The organism is Aeromicrobium sp. (assembly GCF_037719875.1).
In the GTDB taxonomy this organism is placed as follows: domain Bacteria; phylum Actinomycetota; class Actinomycetes; order Propionibacteriales; family Nocardioidaceae; genus Aeromicrobium.
The window spans coordinates 1-25,475 of the sequence record NZ_JBBJMJ010000007.1 but is presented as its reverse complement, the minus strand read 5'-3'; the positions used below and the strand labels follow the sequence as shown (position 1 = coordinate 25,475).

Genomic DNA, 25,475 nt, shown 5'->3' with positions numbered 1-25,475 from the left:
ACACCAACACTGTCAAAGTGGTAGCAATACATCTGAGAGGTGGCCCACATCACCGGGATCGCGGATCTCGACAGTGGCGGTGGCATAGTCTCAGCACCATGAACGCCGCGCCAGCCGAGACGATGAGCGTCGAGCAGCTGTCGGCCCGCGTCGGGATGACGGTGCGGACCGTCCGGTTCTATGCCGGGCGCGGTCTGATCCCGCCACCCCGGCGAGAAGGCCGCAACGGCTACTACGGTCCCGACCACCTGGCCCGCCTCGAGCTGGTCCGCGAGCTCCAGGCCCATGGCTTCACCCTCTCGGCGATCGAGGGCTATCTCGAGAACATCCCGTCCGGCGCGACGCCCGAGCAGGTGGCGCTGCACCGCACGCTGCTCGCGCCCTGGATGCCGGACCTCCCCGAGACCGTCTCGCGGCCGGATCTGGAGACACGATCGGGGCGTCAGCTCTCCGACGACGATCTGGAGCTGCTGGTCGCCCTCGGCGTCATCGAGCCCACGCCGGTCGAGGACGTCTTCCAGGTCGCCCCGGCCCACCTCGCCGTCGGCATCCAGTTCCTTGACGTCGGCCTGCCGACCGAGGCTGCACTGGCGGCACGGCGCATCATCACCGAGCACGGTCAGGCCATGGCTGTCGCGCTCACCGAGCTGTTCCGCACCACGGTCTGGCCGCACCTCAAGTCGTCCGGGCAACCGCCCGAGGCGATCACCGAGATGATCGAGCGCTTCAAGCCCCTGACGATCCAGGCGCTGGTCACGGCATATGAGTCCGCGGTCGACGAGGCCAAGCGCGACACGATCCGCCGCCGCAGCTGACCCCATCGTGCGGGCTGCGGGGAGTCAGACGCCGAGGGACCGGCCGACGATCTCCTTCATGATCTCGGTCGTGCCGCCATAGATCGTCTGGATCCGGGTGTCGAGGTACGCCCTCGAGATCGGATACTCCGTCATGTAGCCGTAGCCGCCATGCAGCTGGAGGCACTGGTCGGCGGTCTTCTTCTGCAGCTCGGTCGTCCACCACTTGCCCATCGCGGCATCCTCGACCGTCAGGGTCCCGGCGTTGAGCTCGGTGATCGAGCGGTCGACGAACACCTGGGCGATCTGCTGCTCGGTCTCGAGCTCTGCGAGGGTGAAGCGCGAGTTCTGGAACGCGCCGATCGGCTTGCCGAACGCCTTGCGCTCCTTGACGTAGTCGAGCGTCATGTCGATCATCGAGCGACACGCAGCAGCCGCGACGACCGAGATGGTCAGGCGCTCCTGCGGCAGCTTCTCGAGCAGGTGCAAGAAGCCGTTGCCCTCTTCACCGATCGTGTTGGTCACCGGGACGCGGACATTGTCGAAGAACAGCTCGGCGGTGTCCTGCGCCTTGAGACCGATCTTGTCGAGGTTTCGGCCACGCTCGAAGCCCTCCGCGCCTCGCTCCACAGCAATCAGCGTGAAGCCCAGCGCGCCGGCCTCGGGGTCGGTCTTGCAGACCACGATCACGAAGTCGGCGAGGATGCCGTTGGAGATGAAGGTCTTGGCGCCGTTGATGACCCAGTGGTCGCCGTCACGCTTCGCGGTGGTCTGGATGCCCTGCAGGTCCGAGCCCGTGCCGGGTTCGGTCATCGCGATCGCGGTGATCATCTCGCCGGTGCAGAACTTGGAGAACCACCGCTGCTTCTGCTCCTCGGTGGCATACGACAGGAGATATCCCGAGACGAGGTCGGTGTGCAGCGCGAAGCCCACTCCGCTCGCGCCGATCCGGGTCAGCTCCTCCTGGACGACGGCGTTGAAGCGGAAGTCCGAGATGCCGCCTCCACCGAACTCCTCCGGCATCATGAAGCCGAGCAGGCCCAGCTCACCGGCCTTGAGCCACAGCTCGCGCGGCACGATCGAGTCCTTTTCCCATTGCTCGTGGTTGGGCGCGATCTCCTTCTCGCAGAAGGTGCGCATGGTGTCGCGAAAGGCTTCGTGGTCGGCCTCGAAGATATGGCGCTTCATGTCTGTCCCTGTTCTAGTCGGCCTGCACGGCGACGCCGTCGGCGATGAGCTGGTCGATATCGGTGATGCCCCAGGCAGCGAGTGCCTCGGCGGTGTTGGCCCCCGGCTTGGCCGGAGGGGTGGTCAGGGTCGCGGGGGTGTGGGAGAACCGGGGAGCCGGAGCCGCCTGCACGAGTCCCTCGTGCTCGACGTATGTCCCACGGGCGAGGTTGTGCGGGTGCTGCGCGGCCTCACCGAGGGGGACGACCGGAGCGACGCAGGCGTCCGTCCCGTCGAACAGCGCGGTCCACTCGGCCTGGGTCTTCGACGCAAACGTGTCCGCAAGCACCTTGCGGAGGGCCGGCCAAGCCGCAAGGTCCCACCGGTCGGGGAGATCGTCGATCTCGAGGACCAGCTCCATGGCCGAGTAGAACTGTGGCTCAAGCCCGCCGACGGACATCCATCGGCCGTCGGACGTCTCATAGACGTCATAGAACGGCGCACCCGAGTCGAGCAGGTTGGTGCCGCGCGCGGGGTTCCACGACCCGGTCTGATGCATCGACAGCGGCATCGCGAGCAGGTGTGCGGCGCCGTCGGTGATCGCGGCGTCGACAACCTGGCCCTCGCCCGAGGTACGCGCATGGGTCAGAGCGGCGAGCACTCCGGTGACGAGATACATCGACCCTCCGGCGAAGTCCCCCACCAGGTTGAGCGGGATCTGGGGCGGTCCGCCGGCTCGTCCGATGGGGTCGAGCGCGCCGGCGACGGCGATGTAGTTGATGTCGTGACCGGCAGTGTGGGCCAGTGGACCGTCCTGTCCCCAGCCCGTCATCCGGCCGTAGACGAGTGCCGGGTTGCGGGCATGGCACGCCTCGGGGCCGATGCCGAGCCGCTCGGTGACACCTGGCCGGAATCCCTCGATCAGGATGTCGGCGTTCTCCACCAGGTCGAGCACCAGGTCGATGCCGCGTGAGTCCTTGAGATTCACCGCGGCAGACGGCCTCCCCCTGGCGAGGATGTCCTTGTCGGGCTGAGAGGCCTGCATGGCATTGCCGCCCGGACGATCGATGCGGATCACATCGGCTCCGAGGTCGGCGAGCAGCATGCCGGCGAACGGCCCGGGGCCGATGCCGACCAGCTCGACGACGCGTACGCCGTGGAGGGGTCCTGAAGCTGGAATCGTCACAGCGCCATTGTGACAGTTGAACTGTCACAATCACAAGTGACACCAATCACATACTCCGGGTACGCGACTGTGTCATCATCAGTGTCACCGTTTGCCGGCTCGATGGAAGGTCACGCCACCATGCACTCCGAACTCGTCTATACCCGCAAGGGATCCGGGGAGCCTCTCGTCCTCATCCACGGCATCGGGCACCGTCGTCAGGCCTGGGACCCCGTCTTCGAACAGCTCGCGGAGAAGTACGACGTCATCGCCGTCGATCTCGCCGGCTTCGGCGAGTCCGCGGCCTATCCCGTCGGCGTGAAGTACGACATGGCGAGCGCGTGCGACAACCTCGAGGACAACTTCCACGCCTGGGGCATCGATCGACCGCATGTCGTCGGCAACTCCCTCGGCGGCGCCATCGCGCTCGAGCTCGGCTCCCGGGGGCTGGTCCGCTCGGCCACGGCGCTCAGCCCGGCCGGCTTCTTCGGCGTGGTCAACAAGGTGCAGACCTTCGCGCTGCTCATCCTGCTGCGCATCAGCAGTCTGCTGCCTGACGGTGCGCTGCGGTTCGTGTCCCGGCGGTCCTGGGGTCGCAAGCTGGCCGGCAGCTCCCTGTATTCGCATCCCGAGCGCTTCACTGCCGAGGAGGTCTACGGCGACGCCCGCTCGCTCAAGAACTGCACGGCGTTCGAGCGTACGATCCTGGCCGGCGTCGGCTACACATTCACGTCCGGAGTCGCCGTGCCGACCACGATCGCCTGGGGCACACGTGACCTGATCCTGCCCTACAGCTCATCGGCGATCGCTCAGGAGCGCCTCCCCCAGGCGCAGCATGTTGCGCTGCCCCACTGTGGGCACGTGCCGATGATCGACGACCCCGAGCTGATCGTCCGCGTCATCGACAACACGGTCGCCGCCACCAGTGCGGCGAACGAGCAGGCCGCCTAGAAATAGCGGCCCGCCTCCGGACGTTGAAAGCCGTGTGGAGATCTTCGACTCCGTCGTCATCGGCGCCGGCCAGGCCGGGCTCTCGTCGTCCTACCACCTGACCCGCCGAGGCATCGACCACATCGTCCTCGACGCCAACCCCGGCCCGGGCGGTGCGTGGCAGCACCGCTGGGCCGCCCTCACGATGGCCGATGTGCACGGGGTGTCCGACCTCCCCGGCAACCCCGTGCCCGACGCGGTGGCGGCCGACCGAGCCAACACGTTCGTGCCGGACTACTTCGCGGACTACGAGCGCACTCGCGACCTGCCGGTGCTCCGCCCGATCCGGGTGGAGTCCGTACGCGACGACGAAGGGCTCCTGCGCGTCGAGGCCGACCGCGGGGCATGGCTGGCGCGCACCGTGGTCAGCGCCACCGGCACGTGGACCCGGCCCTTCATCCCCTACTACCCCGGCGCCGAGACATTCGGCGGTGCGCAGCTGCACACCGTGGACTATCCCGGGCCCGAGCACTTCCGCGGCAAGCGTGTGCTCGTCGTCGGTGGCGGCGCCTCGGCCGTCCAGTTCCTCGGGGCGCTGCGGCTCGTCACCGACACGATCTGGGTCACCCGGCGCGCGCCGGTGTGGCGGACCGGCGAGTTCACACCCGAGATCGGCAGAGCCGTCGTGGCCAAGGTTGAGGAGCGGGTGCGTCTGGGGCTTCCGCCCCGCAGCGTCGTCAGCGTCACGGGGCTGATGCTTCGTGAGCAGGAGCGCGAGGCCGAGCGGCTCGGAGCCTACGAACGCCGACCCCTCTTCGCCCGCATCGAACGCCACGGCGTGCGTTGGCCCGACGGCTCGTTCGAGCACGTCGATGCCATTCTCTGGGCGACCGGCTTCCGTCCCGCGGTCGATCATCTCGTGCCATTGCACCTGCGCGGGCCGCGCGGTGGCATCCAGCTCGACGCGACCACCGTGGTGGTGGATCCGCGGGTCCAGCTGGTCGGCTACGGGCCATCTGCCAGCACGATCGGGGCGAATCGTGCCGGCCGGAGGGCTGCGCGCGGCGTCGCCGAGTGGCTGTCCGGCAGCAGGGTCCCGGTCCACGAGCGCGCCACGGCGACGCGTTCTCACCTATAGTGACCACAAGTCCGCACTGCCCCGGGGGGAGCGCACATGGTCACACGTACGGTCGGGCCGTTCGCCTACTACAGCGAAATCTATGCAGGCGTCACCGGTGACTCGATCCGTGCGGCCGTCGACCCGGTCGACACCCATGCCTCGGACCTTGGCGCCCTTGCCGACGAGCTGCGGGGCGACGAGAAACACATCCTCGAGTCGACCGAGGGCGACATCTCGACCGCGGTGGCAGCCAGTCCGTTCGTGCCCTACGAGATCGCCAGGTCATTGACGGCCAAGGCGCAGTTCGCGTCGGGATGCACCCGACTGTTCGCCCAGGACGTCGACGCGTTCGACACGACGGTCAATGGAATCAACGAGTCCTACCGCTCGATGGTCAGCGGGGCACAACACGATCCCGATGTGCGTGGCGGCGATGTGTCGATGTCTGACCTCCAGGCCGGGTTCAAGGCCAACCTGCAGCCGCGCTACACCGCCGCCGAGAACGCGCTCGACGCCCGGGCCGACGAGGTCGCGGGCAAGCTCAGGAACGGCCCGACCGACGAGGACGTACGCCAGCTCATCCGCGCGGGACTGATGCCACTGGCCGCTGCCTCGTACTTCCCGACCCTGGTGCTCACCGACTCGGACAAGCAGGCTGCCTACAACGCGGCAGTGACCCAGACGATTGCCCGGCTGCGCAAGGAAGGTCTGCTGACCGGCTCCGATCCCGTCGGCCCCTACCGCGACTGGCTGGAGAACGCGGCGCGGCGGGGCGTGTCGATCGACGCCATCATCGACATCGCTCGCGACCACGACATCACGCCGGAGGACTTCGACGTGCTGGACGGCCTCGAAGAGGTCAAGGATCGCGACGGCAAGTCCTACTTCATCCTGCCCGACGACATCAGCGGCGACGACGCCCGAAATGCCGTCCTGATGACCTACATCCTCAACGCGGGGACCGATTACGGCACCGCCGGGCCGACTCGCGACTTCCCCGAGACGCCCTACTCCTCTCAGGAGATCCAGCGGATCAAGGACCGGCAGGACGCCAACAACTGGTTCAGCTATGACCAGGACGTCGGCTTCGTCCACGGCAACGGCGGGCGCCTGTCGACCACACCCAACGGCATGCTGATGGGTCTGGGCGGCGACGGCCTGCAGGACCTCTACAGCCTCAACGGAGGCACGACATTCGGCGACATCTTCATGATGAACATCGACGACCCCAGTGACGAAGAGGCTGCGCTGCGACAGATCATCCGGAGCGGCGAGGGCCCGACCGTCGACGACGACGGCAACCTGGCGCTGCGCGGGGACCACCTCGACCTCGACCGGTTGCTGCACCATGAAGAGCAGCACTCCCGGCAATGGGCCGACGAGGGCTACGCCGGATTCATCGCCGGCTACCTCAACGAGTCGGTCGACGTGGACTGGAAGGGATGGGGGCCGTTCCAGGCGCCCGTCCCACACACGGTTGAGGGCAAGGACAACTCCTATGAGTCCGGGGCCGGCCTCACCGACGGCGGATACGACGAATAGATGCCGCGACTCGTCCGTCAGTCGACTCCGGCCCTCGTCATCCTCGTGATCCTTGCGTTCGTGGCCGGGTGCGATCCGCGCAGCGACCCCATCATCCCCCGCGGTGCCGGCTTCCAGCAGGCCGCGAACGGTGAGCTCCTCATCTGGTTCGGCGAGCCCTGCCGCGACGTCGTCGAGGTCGAGCTGGGCTTTCGCCGCGACTCCGATGACAAGCAACCACTGACGTACGTGTTGCGCGCGCCGGGTTACATCCCGTCCACCGAGCTGCCTGCCGTCGCGCCCAGCCGCGGCTCCGGCATCACATCCCTCAGAGGTCTGACGCTGGGGAGCCCGGTGCCTGGCCTGCGCGCGGAGTCGCCGCTGCCGGCGCAATTCGACTGGCGCGACTTCTACTCCGTGGAGCTCCTGGTCAAGACGTCAGGCGGGCAGGGCGCGACGTACCTCATCACCCAAGACCTGACCAAGGAGTCGAAGGACCATCCCGGCGAGTTCTACGTGCAGGACCAGGGCTGGTTCGACAAGGGCGCCTTCACCAAGGCCGACGGTGGCGACTTCAAGGCGATCTGCAGCAGCATCAACCCACCGTCCTAGCGGCCCAGCTTGGCCGGGTCCACGATCTCGTCGGCGGGTGGCGCCTCGGCAGCGTCCATCTTGTCGTAGGTGAAGTCGAGGGTGCCGCTGCCGTCGTCGGTCGTGACCAGGCTGACCGGCTTGGCATCGCTCTTGTCGAAGTAGAACGTGCTGTCAGTGCTCTTGAGCCCGACCGAGTCGACGCCGTTGACGGACTTCTCGTCGACCTTGGTGACCTTGCCGTCCGGGTCGAGCAGCTGCGCGAAGAAGTCCTTCTTGGACACGAAGGACGCGATCTCGCCGAACGTCGGGTCGTCCGGGTCGGCTAGGACCCATCGATCGCCGATCAGGTCCATCGTCTCGGCCGCCGACTCGCTCGGACCGAAGAACTCCTTGCCAGCCTTGAAGTAGGCCTGACCATCGGCCTTCAGGAGCTCGATCTCCATGCCGTTGACCGTGATCGTGCCCGAGGCCGTGTCACCGGCGAAGTCAAGGTCGATCTCGAGCGAAGTGTCGTCGTCCTTGTCGGTGCCCTTGCCCTCGACGGAGACATACTCCTGCGTGGCGAGCTGCTTCTTGGCCGCTGCCAGGAGCTTGCTCGTGGACAGATTGGAGACGTCGTCCTGGTCCGAGCCGTCGCCGCACCCCGCCAGTGCGAAGGCCGAGGCGATGAACAGGGCGAGAAGTCGCAGGCGGAATTTCATGGATACACCCTCTCGCAGATCACGGTTCGATGCCAACCACCTCCGGCCGGCCGAAGGTGCGGACCAGGCTGACCGCGACCGCGACGACCGCAGCGATCAGTGGCACCAGCAGGGCCACCCGATAGTCAGCAAGGGTCAGCGCGCCGCCGTCGGCCGCAGCCACCAAGACCGCCGAGACCACCGCCAGGCCCAGCGCAGCACCGACCTGGAATGCGGTGTAGAGCAGGCCACCGGCGAGCCCGTGCTCGGAGTCTTCGACGCCGTCGGTGGCGGCGATCGCGAGGGTCCCGTAGGCAAGCGTGAAGGCGAATCCCATCGCGACGAGGCTCGGCAGCATCGCGAAATAGGTCCAGTCCGCAGTCATCGGCAAGAACAGCACGAACGAGAGGGCCTGCGCCACGAGACCGGCCGTCAGCACCGGCGCGTGGCCGAACCTGGTGACCAGGCGAGGGGTCAGCGTCGGCGCGAGCACCCCGTCGATGGCCATGATGAGCAGCGTCAGGCTCGTCTCGAGCGTCGACCAGCCACGCAGCTCCTGAAGGTAGAGCACGATGACGAACTGGAAGCTGAAGAATGCTCCGGAGAACAGCAGGGCGACGGTGTCGACCCGCAGGACTGCGGCGGTCCGCAGGATGCCGAGGCGTACGAGGGGTTCTTCGGTCCGGCGCTCGATCGCCACGAACAGGGCCAAGGCCAGGGCCGACGCCGCCGCACTGGTCAGGGTCGCCCACGCCGAGGCGTGAGCGGCCCGCTCGAGCGTGTAGACCAGCAGCAGCAGACCCGCTGCGAGCGAGACGGCCCCGCTGAGGTCGAGCTCACGCACCCGGCGGCGGGACGAGGGCGGATCGGCCGGCACCAGCCGGATCGCCGCCGCGAAGAACAGCGCAGACATGATGACCGGTGCAAAGAACACCCAGCGCCAGTCCGCCAGGGTCAGCAGGCCACCCATCACCAGGCCGAGGCTGAACCCGGCCGCACCGGCCGCGCCATAGATCAGCAGCGCCTTCTGCCGGGCCGCGCCCTCGGCGAAACCGGTCGTGATGATCGACAGGCCGGCCGGGGTCATGAATGCAGCGGCGATCCCGGTGACGAAGCGGGCCACGATCAGCATCCACGACTCCGTCGCGAGGCCGCCGATCCCGGAGAAGACCACGAACACCGCCAGCGAGATCAGGAACATCCGGCGCCGCCCGAGCAGGTCGGCCGCGCGACCGCCGAGGAGCAGGAATCCGCCGTAACCCAGGACATACGCACTCATGACCCACTGCAGACCGCCGGCTCCGAGATCGAACTCGTCCCCGATCGACGGCAGCGCGACTGCCAGCATCGCGATGTCGGCACCCTCGAGGAACAGGGCTCCGCTCAAAAGGAGCAGCAGCCCAAGACCATGGCCATCGAGGCGCTTGACCTCCGGCTCAGGCGGTGTGGTCGACGTCGTCATGAATTCCTCATTTCTGGTTACCTCTTGTAACTGACCCCATCCTGCGTCACCATTGTCAACTATGGAAGAAGGCACTTCAGAGTCACCCAGTTCCGCCGACGTAACCTACAGCTGCTCGGCGCTCCAATGGGACATCCGCGAGGGCTGCGAGGTCCGGCAGATCCTCGATCGGGTCGCCGACAAGTGGTCACTCATGGTGATCTCCCTCCTCGGCCACCAAACCCTGCGGTTCACCGAGCTCAAGCGAGAGATCGAGGGCATCAGCCAGCGCATGCTGACCGTCACGCTCCGCCATCTCGAACGCGATGGTCTGATCGAGCGGACGGTCCACCCGGTCGTACCACCCCGTGTCGACTACGCACTGACGGATCTCGGCTGCGGGCTGATCGAGACGATCCAGTCGCTCGTCCGGTGGACCGAGGGCAACCAGGAGGCCATCGTCCGTGCGCGGCTGGAGTTCGACGCACGGCAAGCCGCAGCGGCGATCGCGACCTAGGCAACTGATTGCATTGCAACTCGTTGCATAGTATGGTCGCGGGCATGGCCCTCGAGCACGCGATCCTGGTGTCCCTCGCGGAGAAGTCCGCGTCGGGCTATGACCTCGCTCGCCGGTTCGACGCCTCGATCGGCCACTTCTGGAAGGCCAGTCACCAGCAGATCTACAAGGTCCTGGGCCGTATGCAGGCCGACGGCTGGGTCGCATCGGAGCTGATCGCCCAGGACGGCAGACCGGACAAGAAGGTCTATGTCATCACGGTCCGTGGGCGCGAGGAGCTCACGCTGTGGACGTCCAAGGCCACGCCGGTCGAGCACCTGCGCAGCGAGTTCGCGGTCAAGCTGCGGGCGCTGCCGTTCGGTGACAGCGACGCGATCATCGACGACGTGCGCGTGCGGCGGCGGGCCCACGCGGAGCAGCTGGCCTACTACGTCGACAGTGCCGCGAAGTTCTACCCTCGCCCCGACGACCTCACCGACGACGAGATCGGCGGCTGGCTCGTGCTGCGCGGCGGCATACTCGCCGAGCAGACCGGCATCACGTGGTGCGACGAGATCCTTCGTTCGCTCCCAGGCCAGGTCTCTCAGCGACTGGGTGACGAGCGATGAGCGCGTACGCCCACCAGCAGCACGCCCAGCCCGATCACGATCGCCGTTGTGATGAGCACAGCGTGCACCCAGAAGAACGCCTCAGGCGCACTGTTCCACCGCTCGCCGGACCACGCCCGGTCGTCCTCCACGATCGCCTTGGCGAAGCGCGGCCAGATCACGACGTTGAACACGCCCGCCGCGATGAGGAACCTGGCCGCGGTCTTGGAGATCACCCGCCCATCCCATCACAGGAGTCCTCATGCCCGAGCGGCAGCGGAAAGATCAGACAGAGTTCATGACGCCATCTCCGTATCGTGGGTTTTTGACGGGGGTGGCGTCATGAAACCGTTCCGCGCTGCCGTCGAGGCCGGCGACTTCGCTGCCCTCGGCGAGCTGCTCGCTGAGGATGTGGTGTTTCGCAGCCCGGTCGCCTTCAAGCCCTACGAGGGCAAGCCGATCGTGGCGGCGATCCTGCGCGCAGTCGGGCGCGTGTTCGAGGACTTCGGCTACGTGCGCGAGCTGACCGACGACGACGGACGCGGCTCGGCGCTGATCTTCGAGACCGTCGTCGAGGGCGTCAGCGTCAACGGCATCGACCTGATTCGCCTCGATGATGACGGTCTGATCAGAGAGCTCACCGTGATGGTGCGCCCCCTCTCGGCCGCCACCGCCCTCGCCCAGGCGATGGGCGCCCAGTTCCCCCAGATCCAGGCCGAAGTCCTGGACGCGATCAAGGATGAATGACGTGAACGCTGTCTACCCCCATTTGCTGGAACCCCTCGACCTCGGCCACACGACCCTGCGCAACCGGGTCATCATGGGCTCGATGCACACCGGCATGGAAGACCGGGCCAAGCACCTGCCGGAGCTCGCAGCCTATTTCGGCGAGCGCGCCAAGGGTGGAGTCGCCCTGTCGGTGACGGGTGGATATGCACCCAACTGGCACGGCTGGCTCCTGCCGTTCGGCTCACTGATGACGTCGGCCAAGCTCGCCGACAAGCATCGCATCGTGACCGACGCGGTGCACGAGCACGACGGCAAGATCGTCATGCAGCTGCTGCACGCCGGCCGCTACGGCTATCACCCGTTCAAGCGCGCCGCGTCGTCGAAGCCGTCGCCCATCACGCCGTTCGGCAAGCCCAAGGCGATGTCGACCAAGGAGGTCGACCAGACCGTCAGCGACTTCGCCGAGTCGGCCAGGTTGGCCCGACGTGCAGGTTACGACGGGGTCGAGATCATGGGCTCCGAGGGTTACCTCATCAACCAGATGCTGACGGCGCGCACCAACGATCGTACGGACCGGTGGGGCGGCAGCGCTGAGAACCGCATGCGCTTCCCGGTCGAGATCGTCGAGCGCGTGCGTGAGGCGGTCGGCGCCGACTTCATCGTGATGTACCGGATGTCGCTCCTGGACCTCGTCGACGACGCGCAGAGCTGGGACGAGACGGTTGCGCTGGCCCAGAAGGTCGAGGCCGCCGGAGTCTCGATCATCAACACCGGCATCGGCTGGCACGAGGCCCGCATCCCGACGATCGTCACCTCCGTGCCACGCGGGGCGTTCTCCTGGGTCACGGGCAAGCTCAGGCCCGAGGTGACGGTGCCGGTCGTGGCATCCAACCGCATCAACACCCCCGAGGTCGCCGAGGAGATCATCGCCTCCGGGCAGGCCGACCTCGTGTCAATGGCGCGCCCCCTGCTGTCCGACCCCCACTTCGTCAACAAGGCCGCCGAGAACCGCGCAGACGAGATCAACACCTGCATCGCATGCAACCAGGCGTGCCTCGACCACACGTTCAAGAACCAGCGGGCGAGCTGCATGATCAACCCGCGGGCCGGCCATGAGACCACGCTCATCCTGTCCCCCACGCGTACGTCCAAGCGGATCGCCGTCGTCGGCGCCGGTCCGGCCGGGCTCGCCGCCGCGACCGAGCTGTCGGGCCGAGGGCACAGCGTCGAGCTGTTCGAGGCATTGCCCGAGATCGGCGGGCAGTTCCGCCTCGCGATGCAGATCCCCGGCAAGGAGGAGTTCCAGGAGACGATCCGCTACTACTCCCGTCGCATGGAGATCAGCGGAGTCAAGATCCACCTCGGCGCCAAGGCCGGCGTCGACGATCTCGCGGACTTCGACGAGGTCGTCATCGCGACCGGCGTCGAGCCCCGGATCCCGGCACTCCCGGGCATCGATCATGCCAGCGTGGTGAACTATCAGGAGGTCATCCGATCCGGCGCGCCGGTCGGGCGCCGGGTCGCAGTGATGGGCGCCGGTGGCATCGGCTTCGACGTCTCGGAGTTCTTGCTGCATGATCCCGACGAGTCGGTCGAGCACTGGATGGAGCGCTGGGGTGTCGTCGACCCCGACGTCATCCGGGGTGGGCTCGGGACCAAGCTGCAGGCGCCGCCCAAGCGCGAGGTCATCCTGCTGCAGCGCAAGAGCACCGAGCTCGGCAAGGGCCTCGGCAAGACGTCGGGATGGGTCCACCGACAGACCCTCAAGGACTCCGGCGTCGAGATGATCAAGGGCGTCACCTACGACCGCATCGACGACGACGGCCTGCACATCACGGTTGCGACCGGCAAGGATTCCACGGAGTCGCGGGTGCTCGATGTCGACACGATCGTCCTGTGCACAGGGCAGGAGTCCGTACGCGATCTCCTGGCCCCGCTCGAGGCGCGCGGTGTGCCGGTGCACGTCATCGGTGGTGCCGACGTCGCCGCTGAGCTCGACGCCAAGCGGGCCATCAAGCAGGCCACCGAGCTGGCCGCAATCCTCTAGCTGCCGCTGGTCCGGGCGAGACCGGTGTGCAGCGTAGGGTCCGACGAGTGACCCAACCCCCCGAATCGGACCTTCCGGCGTACGGCTCGGTGCCACCGCCGGGGTCCTACGTGCAGCCGTACCCAACGCCGACTGGCCCCGCGCCGCAGGTCAAGGACCGCACCGTCGACCTTGCCCTCTCCTGGATCCTGTTCGTCCTGCAGGTCCTCGGTTCAGTGGCGATGTGGATCATCTCGATCTTCGCGTACGTCGTGGACTCGTTGTGCGAGGGCGGCAGCGAGGCCTGCGCCGATGGCGGCGCCGGTTCCGCCGTCTCCGGCTACTGGATCGCCCTCGCCATCCTCGTCGTGGCCACCCTGATCGGCATGATCGTCGCCACCTCGACCAAGCGGCCCGCGTGGCCATGGGCAGTCGGCGGCTTCGGGCTCACGGTCGTCGCGACCATCGTGTTCTTCGCCATCCTCGCGAACTGAGCGACATACTGGTGATGTGAGCACCCGCATCATCTTGCTTCGGGCCGTCAATGTCGGACCGGCCCAGCTGCCGATGGCGGAGCTGCGCGAGATCGCCGCTGAGCTCGGCGCGACCGACGTGTCGACCTACATCGCCTCGGGCAACCTCGTCGCCGACGTGCCCGGCAGGGCCGCCGAGTTCGACCGCGCCCTCGAGCAGGCGATCGAGCAGCGGTATGGCTGGTTCCGCGACGTCATCTCGCGCACGACCGCGCAGCTGCAGAAGGCGCTCGACGCCCACCCGTTCGAGGTCATCGAGCCGAAGTATTCCTACGTCGTCTTCCTGACCGGCAAGCCATCTGCCGAAGCGATCGCCAAGGCCGAGACGTATGAGACGGGCGACGACGATTGGCGGGTCATCGGCACCGAGATGCACATCCGCTACGCCAACGGCGCCGGCCGCCCGACGATGAAGAGCGACTCGATCAGCCGCGCGCTCAAGGTCCCCGGCACGGCCCGCAACCTCAACACGGTCAACAAGCTCATCGAGCTGGCCCAGTGAGCGAATGGTCGACCGGTACAGCACGAACGTACGCTGGACGACGTGGACGATCCGCCGTGGAGGCACCCGGACCCTGACGCTGTTCAGCGGATGCACCAAGTCCTCGGGGACCGGAAGTGGCTCATCCTGACCGGTGCCGGGGTCTCGACCGACTCCGGCATTCCTGACTATCGCGGACCGGAATCACCGGTTCGAACGCCCATGACGTATCAGGAGTTCGTGCGCACGGCCGAGGGGCGGCAGCGCTACTGGGCCCGCGCCCACGTCGGCTGGAGTCGCATGCGCGAGGCCCGACCCAACGCGACGCACACCGCGCTGGCTGAGATGGAGCGCAATGGACAGATCACCGGGCTCGTCACCCAGAACGTGGATGGGTTGCACCAGCGCGCCGGACACCACGATGTGGTCGATCTGCACGGCCGGATCGATCGAGTCGTCTGCCTGGGGTGCCGCAAGGTGACCACGCGCGCCGAGCTCCACGCCCGGCTCGCGGAGGTCAATCCGGGATATGAGTCCCGCGTCGGGGACGTGGCTCCTGACGGCGACGTCGTGCTCGCAGCCACTGCCGACTTCCGCGTCGCTGCGTGCAAGGACTGCAAGGGCGACCTCAAGCCCGACGTCGTGTTCTTCGGTGAGAACGTGCCAAAGGATCGGGTCGAACTGAGCTATGCACTGGTCGAACAGGCCGAGGCATTCGTCGTGCTCGGCTCCTCGTTGCAGGTCATGTCCGGTCTCCGCTTTGTCCGCGCCGCCCACAAGCGCGGCATTCCGGTCGTGATCGTCAACCGCGGATCGACCCGAGCGGACCACCTCGCGACACTCAAGCTCGAGGCCGGCTGCGCCGAGACCCTGGCCTCGCGAGGCGGAGCGCTCAGGTGAGCTGGCGCAGGCGAACTGTCTCGGGCAGGCTCGCGAGCTCCTTGAGCACATCTGGCCCGATCTCGGCGGAGACATCTGTCAGCACATAACCGATCTCGCCGCGGGTCGACAGCGACTGAGCCTCGATGTTGACCTCGTGCTCGCCGAGCAGTCCGTTGATCGTCGCCAGCACGCCCGGGGCATTGCGGTGGACCAGCGCGAGCCGGTGCTTGGTCGAGTCGACCGGCAGGTTGATCTCGGGCATGTTGACGCTCAACGACGTGCCGCCGAACGAGGCGTACGACCGGAGCTTGGAAGCGACGAAACGGCCGATGTCCTGCTGCGCCTCCTCGGTCGATCCGCCGACGTGCGGCGTGAGGATCACGTTGGGCAGGCCGCGCAGGTCCGACTCGAACGGATCCCCCTGCCGCTTGGGCTCGACCGGGAAGACATCCAGCGCAGCGCCGGCGATGTGGCCCGACTCGATGTGCGATCGCAGAGCGGCGGTGTCGACCGCGATGCCACGCGAGAGGTTGAGGAACAGCGCCCGGGGCTTCATCTGCGCCATCTCATCGGCACCGAACAGCCCGGCATTGCCAGGACGGCCGTCGACGTGCAGCGTCACGACGTCCGAGATCTGCAGCAGCTCCTCGATCGTCGAGCAGCGCTGGGCGTTGCCGAGCGCGAGCTTGTCGTCGATGTCGAAGAACACGACCTTGAATCCCAGCGCCTCGGCGATGACCGACAGCTGGCTGCCGATGTTGCCGTAGCCGACGATGCCGAGCGTGCGGCCGCGCACCTCGTGGCTCCCGGCAGCCGACTTGTTCCACACCCCGTTGTGCATGTCGGTCGACTTCTCGTGGAGCCGGCGCGCGAGCGAGATGATCTCGGCGATCGCCAGCTCGACGACGCTGCGGGTGTTGGAGTAGGGCGCGTTGAACACCGCGATGCCGCGCTTGCTCGTCGCGGCGAGGTCGATCTGGTTGGTGCCGATGCAGAAGGCCCCGATCGCGAGCAGATCAGGAGCGGCGGCGAGCACCTTGTCAGTGACATAGGTCGTCGAGCGGATGCCGAGCAGATGCACGCCCTGGATCGCCTCGATGAGCTCGTCCTCGCTGAGGGCGCCATCGCGGGTCTCGACCTGGAAGCCCTTGCCGCGCAAGAAGTCCGCGCCATCGGCATGGATGTTCTCGAGCAGGAGGACCCGAACGTCCTCGTCGTCGAGCAGCGAGGTCGGGAATGGATCAGTGGTCGTCATGGTCATCATCATCTCTGTTGCCTCCAGTCAGCAATGCACGGCTGACGTGGGGCCCAGGCGAACGGTCCCGATGTCTGGTCTTGCAGTCGCTCCCCGGTGGTATCCACCTCAACGCCAGTCGCGACCGACTACACCAATCGTACCGGGTGGTCGAGGTGGGCCAGACCGACGTCCGTACGTCGGTCTGCACGTTCAGTCCCTGGCGACGGACCCCGTGAACTGCGCAAGCACTTCGGGCGGCAGCTGCTGGTCGAGATTGGCAAGCCGTACCTGGCCCTGAGCGATGAGCTTGTCGTCCTGGTCGACCGAGTCGAGATGCCACAGCTGCTGGCTGCGGCCCCGGTGGATCGGCGTCGCCGTCACGGTGATGGTGTCGCCCACCTTGGCCTGGCGCAGGAAGTCCGTCGAGTTGTTGGTGCCGACCACGATCCCCTTGTCGCCGAGCCAGATCTGACCGGCGATGCTGGCGGTCGACTCGTGGACCGCGCAGTAGACGCCGCCGTGAGGGATGCCGAACGGCTGCAGGTGATGCTCGCCGATCGTGAAGCGCACGACGACCTTGTCGGCGCTCGCCTCCAGGTGCTCCACACCGAGGGCGCCGTCGAGGCCAGGAACTTCACTCATGTCCCGAGCCTAGGCAATGGGGTGACGACGGGGGCCGCCCGGGTCTGCATCTCAAGCGCAACCGCCCGAGATCGACACCCTGATGGCTTTCTCTCAAGCCTTCGAGAATCTCGCCTATCATCGTCAGATGGTCGAGGTCGCGCACGGCGTGGGAGATCTGGACACCGACACCCGCAACCGGCTGAGCCGACGCGCCAGGATGCTGGCCGGGCTCTCGGTGGGCTACAACATCGTCGAAGGACTCGTCGCCATCGCAGCGGGCATAGCTGCCGGCTCGATAGCCCTGATCGGATTCGGTCTCGACTCCTTCGTCGAGGTCTCCAGCGGCCTGATCATCTTGTGGCAGTTCTCCCACAAGATTCCCGAGACCCGGGAACGCACGGCATTGCGGATGCTGGCCGTGTCCTTCTTCGCCCTGGCTGGCTATGTCGGCTTCGAGTCCGTCCGGGCCCTGCTCGGCGGCACTCACGCCGATCCGTCCGGTGTCGGGATCGGTCTGGCGATCGCCTCGCTGATCATCATGCCGTTCATCTCGTATGCCCAACGACGTACCGGGCGGGCGCTGGGCTCGAATGCCGTGGTCGCTGACGGCACCCAGACTCTCCTGTGCACCTATCTTTCGGCGGTCCTCCTGATCGGGCTCGTGCTCAACTCCACGCTCGGCTGGTCCTGGGCTGATCCGATCGCCGGGCTCATGATCGCCGCCGTCGCGACGCGCGAGGGGGTCCAGGCCTGGCGGGGGGACGGTTGCTGCGCACCCGTCTCGGGGCCGATTGGGCCGGGCGACGAGGATGGCTGCTGTGAGCAAGCAGACTAGGGTCGCCATCGCCGTCGCGCTGGTCGCGATCGCTGGCTTCGGTGCCGCCTTCGCCTATCAGTTGCTCGCCGCGCCAGGTCCGGTGGACAGCTCGGCTCGCACGTCAACAGTGGTCCGCAGCGACAGTCACCGTCTGGGCGATGAGGGGGACGGCAAGGTCACGCTGGTGGAGTTCCTCGACTTCGAGTGTGAGTCCTGCCGCGCCGCCTATCCGTTCATCGAGCAGCTCCGCGCGCGGTATGCCGGCGAGGTCACCTTCGTGGTCCGCTACTTCCCGATCCAGAGCCATCGCAACGCCGACAACGCCGCCTACGCAGTCGAGTCCGCGGCCCGCCAGGGCAAGTTCGAGGACATGTACAAACAGATGTTCGAGACCCAGCTCGAGTGGGGCGAGCGCCAGGACTCCCAGGCCAAGCTGTTCCGTTCGTACGCCAAGGACCTCGGACTCGACATGTCCACGTATGACCAGGACGTCACGAGTCCCGCGGTCGCCGCCCGGGTCAAGCGCGATGTCGAGGACGGGATGGCCCTCGGCGTGTCCGGGACGCCGACCTTCTTCCTCGACGGCAAGAAGTTGGTGGCCGGATCGACCGAGGAGTTCACCCTGGCCATCGACCGAGCCCTGGCCAGGTAGCCCCACTCAGCCCCGGTGGCTCAGGGCCGCAGCTCGGCGATCAGTGCGAGCTCGTCTGCGCGGTCGAGACCTGCCTGGCGCGGGCGATCGAGGCCGCGAGCCCGCTCGTCGATGAGGGTGTCCCTCACGGTTTCGGCCACGGGCCGCCGCTCGAGCCCGTGTGCCAAAGCGCGCGCGTCGTCCATCATCCCCATGCCGTGGTGGCTCGCGGGCAGCCACAGCGGCAAGGATCGTGGACCCATCCATTCCTCGACGTCGTGGGCATGCAGCCAGGGCTCCTCCGCGAGGACCCGGTCACCGCGAAAGCCGGCGACCTCCGCCGAGACCTGACCGATCTCCCCCACGGTGGTGTGCTGTCCGACGGCGTGCATCGTTCCGGCGACGCCGTCCTCAGCGGCGAGGACGACCCAGCGAGCCAGGTCGCGGACGTCGATGACCTGCATCGGCTGGCTGCCCACGCCCGGCAGAAGCACAGGTTGATCGCCCGCGAGCGCGAACCGCGAGACGTAGTAGCCGAGCCGGTCCGACCGGTCCCCCGGCCCCCCGATCAACCCAGCACGCACGATGAGGTGCCGCGGCAGTTCCTGCACGGCCAGCTCGCACGCGACCTTGCCCTCGCCATACTGCTCCGGCTCGCCGACCTCCCCGGCGAGAGGCACCAGCAACGGCGAGTCCTCGGTGAGCGGCACACTCTGATCGGCATAGACCGAACCCGTCGAGACGAAGGTCCAGTGTGCCGCGGCGCCACCGAGGGCGTCGACGGCCGATCGCACCTGCCCCGGCTGCCGGGACACGTCGATCACGCTGTCCCACGATCGTGCCCGGACCTCGTAGTACGCCCCTGGGTCCGCGCGATCGGCCCTGACGAATGTCGCACCCGGTGGAGCCTCGCCAGACTCGCCGCGGGCCAGACAGGTGACGTCGTGACCGCGAGCAACCGCTTCATCGACGATCTGCCCGCCGACCCACGAGGTGCCGCCGAGGACCAGGATCGCGCTCATGCCTTCAACCAATCATGCCGAGGCCCGTCATCGACAGGGTGTTCACTCCCGGCAGAACGGCGCATTCGCGACGGTGCGATGTGACTGCGAGGCATAGCATTCATCGCATGGCCTCCGAAAACGTCCTCACTGTCACCGGCTCTGTCACGTTCCGTGAGCGCATCGCCGTGCCCCCCGGTGCGGTCGCGACGGTCAAGCTCGTCGACACCGAAGGTGAGGTCCTTGCCGCCACTGCGATCGAGGCCTTGGGTGTCCCGGCCGAGTTCGTTCTCCGTGTCGACCCGGAGTTCGTCTCCGCCCCGGACGACCTGCTGATCTGGGCGGCGCTGCGCACGGATGTCGGCGTCTGGGGCACGACCGACCTGGTCCCGGTCGAAGGTGAGTCGACAACTGTGCTGCTCACCAAGATCGACGACTGATGCCCCGGAGCAGTCCCAACGTCACCCATCTGAGCGACGACGAGATCGGCGGCGGCCCGCCGATCCTCGGGCGGATTGCCCGGATGCTGCGGCCCTACCGCACCAAGATGGCGTACGTCGGGATCGCGGTCGTCGTCTCCGCGGCGCTCACCTCAATCGCGCCGTTCTTCACCCAGGCGGTCTTCGACAAGGCGCTGTTCCCACCCAGCGGCGACATCGACACCGGCCTGCTCGGCTGGCTCGTCGCCGGCCTGTGCGCGATCCCGGTCGTGACTGCCCTGATCGGCATCGGGCAGAACTGGCTGACCTCGACGATCGGCAACTCGGCGATGGCCGACCTGCGCAGCGACCTGTTCGCCCACCTTCAGAAGATGGAGCTCGCGTTCTTCACCGCTACCAAGACCGGCGCGATCCAGTCCCGTCTGGCCAACGATGTTGCCGGCGTACGGACCGTGCTGACCGATACCGCGACGTCGATCCTGCAGAACAGCGTCACGGTCGCGGCGGCCTTCGTCTCGATGGTGATCCTCTCGTGGCAGCTGACCCTGCTGACCATCGTCATGATGCCGCTGTTCGTGTGGATCCAGCTGCAGGTCGGCAAGCGCCGGCAGAGGCTTGCGCGCAAGACCCAGGAATCACTCTCGGAGATGACCGCGATCACCGAGGAGGCGCTCAGCGTCTCGGGCATCTTGTTGTCGAAGGTGTTCAATCGCGCCGATTCGGAGGTCGAGCGCTACCGCGAGGCCAATCGCAACCAGACCCGTCTGCAGGTCGAGCAGGCCATGACCGGTCGGGCGTTCTTCGCGACAGTCCAGACCTTCTTCGCGATCACGCCCGCACTGATCTATCTGGCCGCCGGCTACATGCTGAACGGGGGCTCCGGCTCGCTGACGGCCGGCACGCTGGTGGCCTTCACGACGCTGCAGGCTCGGTTGCAGATGCCGCTGCTCCAGCTCATGCGCGTGTCGCTCGACGTGCAGACCTCGCTCGCGCTGTTCCGCCGGCTGTTCGAATATCTCGACCTCAAGCCCGCCATCACCGAGCGCCCCGGCGCCCTCGCGCTCAATCCCAAGAGCCTGCGCGGTGAGATCGAGTTCCGCCGCGTCTACTTCCGATACCCCGAGCCCCGCAGCCTGACCGGCGCGACGAGCGGCGACCGTTTTGGGGACAACGGTGTGCGAATCGACCGTTCCGAGCCTGCTCCAGAGCAAGGCTGGGCCCTGGAAGGCGTGTCGCTGCGGGTCCAGCCCGGCCAGCTCGCCGCGATCGTCGGTCCCTCAGGGTCCGGCAAGACGACGATGACCTATCTCGTGCCTCGCTTCTACGACGTCGACCAAGGCTCCGTGCTGATCGACGGCACCGACGTCCGCGACCTGACGATGGGATCGGTCGCCGAGGCCGTCGGCATGGTGACGCAGGAGCCCTATCTGTTCCACGGCTCGATCCGCGACAACATCGCCTACGCCAAGCCCGAGGCGAGCGCCGAGGAGATCGAGCAGGCCGCGCGCGACGCCAACATCCACGATCGGATCGTTTCGTTCGTCGATGGTTACGAGACGATCACCGGGGAGCGCGGCTATCGCCTCAGCGGTGGTGAGAAGCAGCGGCTCGCGATTGCCCGGGTCCTGCTGATGGACCCTCGCGTCCTGATCCTCGACGAGGCGACCTCCGCGCTGGACACCGAGACCGAGCGGCTCGTGCAGGACGCGCTCGAGCGGGCGACCCACAACCGTACGACGATTGCGATCGCACACCGACTGTCCACGATCCACAACGCCGATGTGATCTTCGGCCTCGAGGACGGCAAGCTGGTCGAGCAGGGAACCCACGACGAGCTGCTCACGCTCGGCGGCCTCTATTCGCGCCTGTATGTCGAGCAGTTCGGCTCGGGCCGGATCGAGGCGCGCTTCACCGACGGCGTGCGATTCACCGACGGACAGACGTACTGCGACAAGCCCGGCGCCGACGAGCGCCGCGCCGACGTGTCGTTCTAGCCGAGCGCGAGCCCGACGTACTTGGTCTCGAGATACTCCTCGATGCCCTCTGCTCCACCCTCGCGGCCGAAGCCCGAGGCCTTGACGCCACCGAACGGGGCAGCGGGGTTGGAGACGATGCCCTGGTTGATCCCGACCATGCCGGTCTCGAGCGCCTCATAGACCCTGATCGCGCGGGAGTAGTCCTGCGTGAACGCATAGGCAACGAGACCGAACTCGGTGTCGTTCGCCATCTGGAGCGCGTCCTCCTCCTCGGTGAAGGTGAAGATCGGTGCGACCGGCCCGAAAACCTCCTCCTTGGCGATCCGCGCATCCAGCGGTACGTCCGACAGAACGGTCGGCGAGTAGTAGTAGCCCTCACCGTCCGGTGCGGAACCGCCGGTCAGGATCGTCGCTCCCTTGTCGACCGCGTCGTCAACGAGCTCGGCGACCTTGTCGCGCTGCTTGGCTTCGACCAGCGGCCCGACCTTGATGCCGTCCTCCGTCCCTCGGCCGACGGACAGGTCGGCCATCTTGGCCGTCAGCTTGGTGCCGAACTCCTCGGCCACCGACTCGTGGACGATGAACCGGTTGGCCGCCGTGCACGCCTCACCGATGTTGCGCATCTTGGCGAGCATCGCTCCGTCGACGGCATCGTCGATGTCGGCATCGTCGAACACGATGAACGGCGCGTTGCCGCCGAGCTCCATCGAGACCCGCAGCAGCCCTTGGGCACTCTGCTCCACGAGCGAACGCCCGACCTCGGTCGAGCCCGTGAACGTCAGCTTGCGCAGACGGGGGTCGCGGATGATCGGCTCCATGACCTCTCCGGTGCTCTTGGTCGTGACGATGTTGAGGACGCCGTCAGGCAGCCCGGCCTCGGCAAGGATGTCGCCCAGGCGCAGCATCGACAGCGGCGTCAACGCGGCCGGTTTGACCACCATGGTGCAGCCGGCGGCGATCGCGGGACCGATCTTGCGGGTCCCCATCGCGAGCGGGAAGTTCCACGGCGTGATCATCAGACACGGCCCGACGGGCTGCTTGAGCGTCAGCAGCCGGGTCGCCCCGTTGGGCGCGATCGAGTAGCGGCCCGAGATGCGGACGGCTTCCTCTGCGAACCAGCGGAAGAACTCCGAGCCGTAGGCGATCTCGGCCTTGCTCTCGGCGAGCGGCTTGCCCATCTCGAGCGTCATGAGCAGCGCGAGCTCGTCGGTGCGCTCGGTGATGATCTCGAATGCCTTGCGCAGGATCTCCCCACGGTCTCGCGGAGGCGTCGCAGCCCATTCCTGCTGTGCGGCGACCGCTGCGTCGATCGCCGCCTTGCCGTCGGCAACGCCCGCATCGGCGACCTCGACGAGGATCTTGCCGGTCGAGGGATCCTCGACCGGGAACGTCTTTCCCCCCTCGGCGGCTCGCCACTGCCCACCGATGAACAGCTGCGGGTTGACGGCATCGACGACCTGGGTCTCGCGTGAATCACTCATGCCGCCAGCCTAGGACCGGAGCCCTCCCACCGCCGCTTCTGCGGACGGGCCGTCAGGCGGTGCCGCGGGCCCGGAGCTGTTCACGGATGCGGATGAAGGCGAAGACGCCGATCACGGCCAGCACCAAGGCGATGACGAGCTTCTGGAACAGCGAGGCATACGGCTCGACGGAATCCCAGTTCTCTCCCAGCCGATATCCGGCAATCACGAAGATCGAGTTCCAGATCAGGCTGCCCAGCGTCGTCAGGACGAAGAACAACGTGAAGCTCATCCGCTCGACGCCGGCCGGGATCGAGATCAGGCTGCGGAAGATCGGGACCATCCGGCCGAAGAAGACCGCCTTGCCCCCATGCTTGGCAAACCAGGCCTCGGTACGTTCCAGGTCGCTGACCTTGAGCAGCGGCGTCTTGTCGAAGATCCATGCTGCCCGGTCGCGGCCGAAGATCGCGCCGAGCCAATAGAGCACCGAGGCACCGAACACGGAGCCGACCGTGGTGGCGATCAGCGCTCCGGTCAAGGAGAACGTGCCCTGGCTCGCCGCGAAACCCGCCAGCGGCAGGATGATCTCACTGGGGATCGGCGGGAAGAAGTTGTCGAGGGAGACCGCGAGCGCGGCGCCGAACAGACCCAGCTTGTCCATCAGGTCGACGGTCCAGCCCGCCAGCCCGGAGTCGGGTGCATTGGCTGCGTCCGTCGCCAGCGTTGTCATGAGGGTCACGGGCATGAGCGTATCCGGCAGGCTCAATCCGCTCGTCCCGCCAACCGGCGGATGAACCACACTCCCTGCCTGCCGTGCCGACGGGCGCTGCGGTACGCAGCGAGTTTCGTAGCCGGTCACATAGGCTGTCTGGCCATGGCGCATTGCGTGACCCGACCGGCCACCGATGAAGATCTGCCTTCCCTTCGTGACCTCTACCGCCGGTCGTCCCTGAGCAATGAGAGTTATCGTGCCAACCTGCTCGCCGTCCCTGAGGCACTGCACTGGTCAGGCGATGGTGTCGCAGCGGGCCGCACCCTGGTGGCTGTCGACACTGACAGCAGAATCCTCGGGTTCGTGACCACTGTCGACATCGACGGTGGGCGGGAGCTGGAAGACCTGTTTGTCGACCCGGACGCGATGAGGCAGGGGGTCGCGACGCAATTGGTTCAGGATGCAGTTCTCGATGCCATGAGGTGCGGGATGCCATGGATCGAAGTGACCGGAAATCGGCACGCTGCGGAGTTTTACGCATCAGTGGGGTTCGTCCGGGTCGGGGACGAGCAGACCCTGTTCGGCCTGGCACCGCGACTCCGGCGCAACCTCGCGGCGACCTGAAGAGCGCTCGCCGGTTCGGCCGGCCGACAGGGTGAGCATGTGTCCCTATCGGGGCGGTGAATGCCCGGTGTCGGCCGCTCGGCTGCGCAGTTGCGCGTTGAGCCGTGCGGCTTGTCGTGTGAGGTGGTCGCGCTCGGGGAGGCTGGACGCTGATCGGGCGGCTTTGGAGTAGAGCCGTGCTGCGGTCGTTGGGTCGCCGTCACGCTCGTACAGGTATGCCTCGGCAGCGGTGTGGCGGGGCAGGGCGGGGTCGAGCTCTGCCAGGGCGGCCAGGCCGGTTCGCGGTCCGTCGGCCTCGCCGACCGCGACGGCCCGGTTGAGGCGGACCACCGGGCTTTCGGTGAGGCGCACCAGTTCGTCATACCACTCGACGATCTGCACCCAGTCGGTCTCCTCGACCGTTCGGGCGTCGGCGTGCAACGCGGCGATGGCGGCTTGGGCCTGGTACTCGCCCAGGCAGTCTCGGGCGAGGGCTGCCTGGAGCACCTCGACGCCCTCGGCGATCAGGCGGCTGTTCCACAGATTGCGGTCCTGCTCCGAAAGGGGCACGAGCACGCCGCCGGGGGCGGTCCGTGCCGGGCGCCTTGCGTGGTGCAGCAGCATGAGCGCGAGCAGACCCGCGACCTCCTCGTGGTTGATCTTGGCCGCCATTTGGCGAGTGAGGCGGATCGCTTCGGCGGCGAGGTCGACCTCGCCGGAATAGCCCTCGTTGAAGACCAGGTAGAGCACGCGCAGCACCGTGGCGACGTCGCCAGGTTGGTTGAACCGGACGCCCGAAACGGTCCG

The 25,475-nt window shown here is 67.1% G+C and carries 28 protein-coding genes and 1 riboswitch; of the genes, 17 read left to right on the top strand and 11 right to left on the bottom strand.

Features of this window, described 5'->3' with window-relative positions; all coding sequences use genetic code 11:
- Nucleotides 1-98: 98 nt before the first annotated feature.
- Nucleotides 99-815, top strand: coding sequence for a MerR family transcriptional regulator (locus WKF39_RS08695; protein WP_340387406.1), 717 nt, complete (start codon nucleotides 99-101; stop codon nucleotides 813-815).
- A 24-nt stretch (nucleotides 816-839) separates the two neighbouring features.
- Here WKF39_RS08695 and WKF39_RS08690 read toward each other — a convergent pair whose 3' ends face one another.
- On the bottom strand, nucleotides 840-1,982 hold the full coding sequence (locus tag WKF39_RS08690) for an acyl-CoA dehydrogenase family protein (protein ID WP_340387404.1): 1,143 nt from the start codon (nucleotides 1,980-1,982) through the stop codon (nucleotides 840-842).
- Nucleotides 1,983-1,995: 13 nt separating this feature from the next.
- Complete coding sequence (locus WKF39_RS08685; RefSeq protein WP_340387402.1) at nucleotides 1,996-3,147, bottom strand: CaiB/BaiF CoA-transferase family protein; 1,152 nt, start codon at nucleotides 3,145-3,147, stop codon at nucleotides 1,996-1,998.
- 120 nt (nucleotides 3,148-3,267) lie between these two features.
- Here WKF39_RS08685 and WKF39_RS08680 point away from each other — a divergent pair, with 120 nt between their 5' ends.
- Genes WKF39_RS08680 through WKF39_RS08665 form a run of 4 tightly spaced genes read left to right on the top strand, consistent with a single transcriptional unit; the run spans nucleotide 3,268 to nucleotide 7,309 of the window.
- Nucleotides 3,268-4,077 carry an alpha/beta hydrolase gene (locus WKF39_RS08680; protein WP_340387400.1) on the top strand — a complete coding sequence of 270 codons (810 nt, stop codon included), beginning with the start codon at nucleotides 3,268-3,270 and terminating at the stop codon, nucleotides 4,075-4,077.
- Between the two features lie 34 nt (nucleotides 4,078-4,111).
- Nucleotides 4,112-5,194 carry an FAD-dependent oxidoreductase gene (locus WKF39_RS08675; RefSeq protein WP_340387396.1) on the top strand — a complete coding sequence of 361 codons (1,083 nt, stop codon included), beginning with the start codon at nucleotides 4,112-4,114 and terminating at the stop codon, nucleotides 5,192-5,194.
- Between the two features lie 36 nt (nucleotides 5,195-5,230).
- Complete coding sequence (locus tag WKF39_RS08670; protein WP_340387394.1) at nucleotides 5,231-6,718, top strand: hypothetical protein; 1,488 nt, start codon at nucleotides 5,231-5,233, stop codon at nucleotides 6,716-6,718.
- Nucleotides 6,719-7,309 (top strand): hypothetical protein, encoded by a 591-nt coding sequence (locus WKF39_RS08665; protein WP_340387392.1) that lies wholly within the window; start codon nucleotides 6,719-6,721, stop codon nucleotides 7,307-7,309.
- Here the strand turns inward: WKF39_RS08665 and WKF39_RS08660 are convergent.
- Both WKF39_RS08660 and WKF39_RS08655 read right to left on the bottom strand, forming a co-directional pair.
- Nucleotides 7,306-7,992: a hypothetical protein gene (locus WKF39_RS08660; protein ID WP_340387390.1), complete on the bottom strand. Its 687-nt coding sequence runs from the start codon at nucleotides 7,990-7,992 to the stop codon at nucleotides 7,306-7,308. The genes WKF39_RS08665 and WKF39_RS08660 overlap by 4 nt on opposite strands.
- 19 nt (nucleotides 7,993-8,011) lie before the next feature.
- On the bottom strand, nucleotides 8,012-9,433 hold the full coding sequence (locus WKF39_RS08655; RefSeq protein ID WP_340387388.1) for an MFS transporter: 1,422 nt from the start codon (nucleotides 9,431-9,433) through the stop codon (nucleotides 8,012-8,014).
- A 61-nt stretch (nucleotides 9,434-9,494) separates the two neighbouring features.
- On the opposite strand from WKF39_RS08655, the gene WKF39_RS08650 reads away from it, so the two are divergent.
- Nucleotides 9,495-9,929: a helix-turn-helix domain-containing protein gene (locus WKF39_RS08650; protein WP_340387386.1), complete on the top strand. Its 435-nt coding sequence runs from the start codon at nucleotides 9,495-9,497 to the stop codon at nucleotides 9,927-9,929.
- A 44-nt stretch (nucleotides 9,930-9,973) separates the two neighbouring features.
- The gene (locus tag WKF39_RS08645) at nucleotides 9,974-10,537 is read left to right on the top strand and encodes a PadR family transcriptional regulator (RefSeq protein ID WP_340387385.1); all 564 of its coding nucleotides are present in this window, start codon (nucleotides 9,974-9,976) and stop codon (nucleotides 10,535-10,537) included.
- On the opposite strand, the gene WKF39_RS08640 is transcribed toward WKF39_RS08645, so the two are convergent.
- Nucleotides 10,513-10,752 carry a hypothetical protein gene (locus WKF39_RS08640; RefSeq protein WP_340387383.1) on the bottom strand — a complete coding sequence of 80 codons (240 nt, stop codon included), beginning with the start codon at nucleotides 10,750-10,752 and terminating at the stop codon, nucleotides 10,513-10,515. The two genes, WKF39_RS08645 and WKF39_RS08640, sit on opposite strands and share 25 nt — an antisense overlap.
- A gap of 106 nt (nucleotides 10,753-10,858) precedes the next feature.
- Here WKF39_RS08640 and WKF39_RS08635 point away from each other — a divergent pair, with 106 nt between their 5' ends.
- From WKF39_RS08635 to WKF39_RS08615, 5 genes are read left to right on the top strand one after another with little or no spacing between them, the layout of a single operon-like run.
- Complete coding sequence (locus WKF39_RS08635; RefSeq protein WP_340387381.1) at nucleotides 10,859-11,263, top strand: nuclear transport factor 2 family protein; 405 nt, start codon at nucleotides 10,859-10,861, stop codon at nucleotides 11,261-11,263.
- Complete coding sequence (locus WKF39_RS08630; protein WP_340387379.1) at nucleotides 11,256-13,292, top strand: NADPH-dependent 2,4-dienoyl-CoA reductase; 2,037 nt, start codon at nucleotides 11,256-11,258, stop codon at nucleotides 13,290-13,292. Before WKF39_RS08635 ends, WKF39_RS08630 begins: the two co-directional genes overlap by 8 nt.
- Nucleotides 13,293-13,339: 47 nt before the next feature.
- Nucleotides 13,340-13,765 carry a hypothetical protein gene (locus tag WKF39_RS08625; protein ID WP_340387377.1) on the top strand — a complete coding sequence of 142 codons (426 nt, stop codon included), beginning with the start codon at nucleotides 13,340-13,342 and terminating at the stop codon, nucleotides 13,763-13,765.
- A gap of 16 nt (nucleotides 13,766-13,781) precedes the next feature.
- Nucleotides 13,782-14,306 (top strand): DUF1697 domain-containing protein, encoded by a 525-nt coding sequence (locus WKF39_RS08620; protein ID WP_340387376.1) that lies wholly within the window; start codon nucleotides 13,782-13,784, stop codon nucleotides 14,304-14,306.
- 42 nt (nucleotides 14,307-14,348) lie between these two features.
- Nucleotides 14,349-15,185 (top strand): NAD-dependent protein deacetylase, encoded by an 837-nt coding sequence (locus WKF39_RS08615; protein WP_340387374.1) that lies wholly within the window; start codon nucleotides 14,349-14,351, stop codon nucleotides 15,183-15,185.
- Here WKF39_RS08615 and serA read toward each other — a convergent pair.
- Together serA and WKF39_RS08605 are read right to left on the bottom strand one after the other, a co-directional pair.
- Entirely contained in the window at nucleotides 15,178-16,422 is a 1,245-nt protein-coding gene (gene serA, locus WKF39_RS08610; RefSeq protein WP_340387372.1) for a phosphoglycerate dehydrogenase, read from the bottom strand. The genes WKF39_RS08615 and serA overlap by 8 nt on opposite strands.
- Nucleotides 16,423-16,466: 44 nt before the next feature.
- A riboswitch (ZMP/ZTP riboswitch) is annotated at nucleotides 16,467-16,554 on the bottom strand.
- A gap of 60 nt (nucleotides 16,555-16,614) precedes the next feature.
- Nucleotides 16,615-17,046: a PaaI family thioesterase gene (locus WKF39_RS08605; protein WP_340387370.1), complete on the bottom strand. Its 432-nt coding sequence runs from the start codon at nucleotides 17,044-17,046 to the stop codon at nucleotides 16,615-16,617.
- A gap of 127 nt (nucleotides 17,047-17,173) precedes the next feature.
- Here WKF39_RS08605 and WKF39_RS08600 point away from each other — a divergent pair, with 127 nt between their 5' ends.
- Nucleotides 17,174-17,863, top strand: a complete 690-nt coding sequence (locus WKF39_RS08600) for a cation transporter (RefSeq protein ID WP_340387368.1) — start codon at nucleotides 17,174-17,176, stop codon at nucleotides 17,861-17,863.
- Nucleotides 17,847-18,497 (top strand): thioredoxin domain-containing protein, encoded by a 651-nt coding sequence (locus tag WKF39_RS08595; RefSeq protein ID WP_340387366.1) that lies wholly within the window; start codon nucleotides 17,847-17,849, stop codon nucleotides 18,495-18,497. Before WKF39_RS08600 ends, WKF39_RS08595 begins: the two co-directional genes overlap by 17 nt.
- A 20-nt stretch (nucleotides 18,498-18,517) precedes the next feature.
- Here WKF39_RS08595 and WKF39_RS08590 read toward each other — a convergent pair whose 3' ends face one another.
- On the bottom strand, nucleotides 18,518-19,498 hold the full coding sequence (locus WKF39_RS08590; protein WP_340387364.1) for an NAD-dependent epimerase/dehydratase family protein: 981 nt from the start codon (nucleotides 19,496-19,498) through the stop codon (nucleotides 18,518-18,520).
- Nucleotides 19,499-19,605: 107 nt separating this feature from the next.
- Between WKF39_RS08590 and WKF39_RS08585 the strand changes: the two genes are divergently transcribed.
- Nucleotides 19,606-19,917: a YbaY family lipoprotein gene (locus WKF39_RS08585; protein WP_340387362.1), complete on the top strand. Its 312-nt coding sequence runs from the start codon at nucleotides 19,606-19,608 to the stop codon at nucleotides 19,915-19,917.
- On the top strand, nucleotides 19,917-21,911 hold the full coding sequence (locus tag WKF39_RS08580; RefSeq protein ID WP_340387360.1) for an ABC transporter ATP-binding protein: 1,995 nt from the start codon (nucleotides 19,917-19,919) through the stop codon (nucleotides 21,909-21,911). Before WKF39_RS08585 ends, WKF39_RS08580 begins: the two co-directional genes overlap by 1 nt.
- On the opposite strand, the gene WKF39_RS08575 is transcribed toward WKF39_RS08580, so the two are convergent.
- Together WKF39_RS08575 and WKF39_RS08570 are read right to left on the bottom strand one after the other, a co-directional pair.
- Nucleotides 21,908-23,374 (bottom strand): NAD-dependent succinate-semialdehyde dehydrogenase, encoded by a 1,467-nt coding sequence (locus tag WKF39_RS08575; RefSeq protein WP_340387358.1) that lies wholly within the window; start codon nucleotides 23,372-23,374, stop codon nucleotides 21,908-21,910. The genes WKF39_RS08580 and WKF39_RS08575 overlap by 4 nt on opposite strands.
- Nucleotides 23,375-23,426: 52 nt before the next feature.
- On the bottom strand, nucleotides 23,427-24,083 hold the full coding sequence (locus WKF39_RS08570; protein WP_340387631.1) for a DedA family protein: 657 nt from the start codon (nucleotides 24,081-24,083) through the stop codon (nucleotides 23,427-23,429).
- Nucleotides 24,084-24,227: 144 nt separating this feature from the next.
- On the opposite strand from WKF39_RS08570, the gene WKF39_RS08565 reads away from it, so the two are divergent.
- On the top strand, nucleotides 24,228-24,689 hold the full coding sequence (locus tag WKF39_RS08565) for a GNAT family N-acetyltransferase (RefSeq protein WP_340387356.1): 462 nt from the start codon (nucleotides 24,228-24,230) through the stop codon (nucleotides 24,687-24,689).
- A 45-nt stretch (nucleotides 24,690-24,734) separates the two neighbouring features.
- On the opposite strand, the gene WKF39_RS08560 is transcribed toward WKF39_RS08565, so the two are convergent.
- Nucleotides 24,735-25,475: DUF6596 domain-containing protein (locus WKF39_RS08560; protein ID WP_340387354.1), on the bottom strand; the 741-nt coding region annotated here is incomplete at its 5' end.

What these genes read in the sequence shown, in the direction of transcription:
- serA (WP_340387372.1), bottom strand. Translation starts at nt 16,422, where the DNA reads ATGACGACCACTGATCCATTCCCGACCTCGCTGCTCGACGACGAGGAC.
- WKF39_RS08635 (WP_340387381.1), top strand. Translation starts at nt 10,859, where the DNA reads ATGAAACCGTTCCGCGCTGCCGTCGAGGCCGGCGACTTCGCTGCCCTC.
- WKF39_RS08695 (WP_340387406.1), top strand. Translation starts at nt 99, where the DNA reads ATGAACGCCGCGCCAGCCGAGACGATGAGCGTCGAGCAGCTGTCGGCC.
- WKF39_RS08580 (WP_340387360.1), top strand. Translation starts at nt 19,917, where the DNA reads ATGCCCCGGAGCAGTCCCAACGTCACCCATCTGAGCGACGACGAGATC.
- WKF39_RS08655 (WP_340387388.1), bottom strand. Translation starts at nt 9,433, where the DNA reads ATGACGACGTCGACCACACCGCCTGAGCCGGAGGTCAAGCGCCTCGAT.
- WKF39_RS08665 (WP_340387392.1), top strand. Translation starts at nt 6,719, where the DNA reads ATGCCGCGACTCGTCCGTCAGTCGACTCCGGCCCTCGTCATCCTCGTG.
- WKF39_RS08690 (WP_340387404.1), bottom strand. Translation starts at nt 1,982, where the DNA reads ATGAAGCGCCATATCTTCGAGGCCGACCACGAAGCCTTTCGCGACACC.
- WKF39_RS08650 (WP_340387386.1), top strand. Translation starts at nt 9,495, where the DNA reads ATGGAAGAAGGCACTTCAGAGTCACCCAGTTCCGCCGACGTAACCTAC.
- WKF39_RS08585 (WP_340387362.1), top strand. Translation starts at nt 19,606, where the DNA reads ATGGCCTCCGAAAACGTCCTCACTGTCACCGGCTCTGTCACGTTCCGT.
- WKF39_RS08645 (WP_340387385.1), top strand. Translation starts at nt 9,974, where the DNA reads ATGGCCCTCGAGCACGCGATCCTGGTGTCCCTCGCGGAGAAGTCCGCG.
- WKF39_RS08660 (WP_340387390.1), bottom strand. Translation starts at nt 7,992, where the DNA reads ATGAAATTCCGCCTGCGACTTCTCGCCCTGTTCATCGCCTCGGCCTTC.
- WKF39_RS08575 (WP_340387358.1), bottom strand. Translation starts at nt 23,374, where the DNA reads ATGAGTGATTCACGCGAGACCCAGGTCGTCGATGCCGTCAACCCGCAG.
- WKF39_RS08605 (WP_340387370.1), bottom strand. Translation starts at nt 17,046, where the DNA reads ATGAGTGAAGTTCCTGGCCTCGACGGCGCCCTCGGTGTGGAGCACCTG.
- WKF39_RS08670 (WP_340387394.1), top strand. Translation starts at nt 5,231, where the DNA reads ATGGTCACACGTACGGTCGGGCCGTTCGCCTACTACAGCGAAATCTAT.
- WKF39_RS08630 (WP_340387379.1), top strand. Translation starts at nt 11,256, where the DNA reads ATGAATGACGTGAACGCTGTCTACCCCCATTTGCTGGAACCCCTCGAC.
- WKF39_RS08565 (WP_340387356.1), top strand. Translation starts at nt 24,228, where the DNA reads ATGGCGCATTGCGTGACCCGACCGGCCACCGATGAAGATCTGCCTTCC.
- WKF39_RS08570 (WP_340387631.1), bottom strand. Translation starts at nt 24,083, where the DNA reads ATGACAACGCTGGCGACGGACGCAGCCAATGCACCCGACTCCGGGCTG.
- WKF39_RS08600 (WP_340387368.1), top strand. Translation starts at nt 17,174, where the DNA reads ATGGTCGAGGTCGCGCACGGCGTGGGAGATCTGGACACCGACACCCGC.
- WKF39_RS08590 (WP_340387364.1), bottom strand. Translation starts at nt 19,498, where the DNA reads ATGAGCGCGATCCTGGTCCTCGGCGGCACCTCGTGGGTCGGCGGGCAG.
- WKF39_RS08680 (WP_340387400.1), top strand. Translation starts at nt 3,268, where the DNA reads ATGCACTCCGAACTCGTCTATACCCGCAAGGGATCCGGGGAGCCTCTC.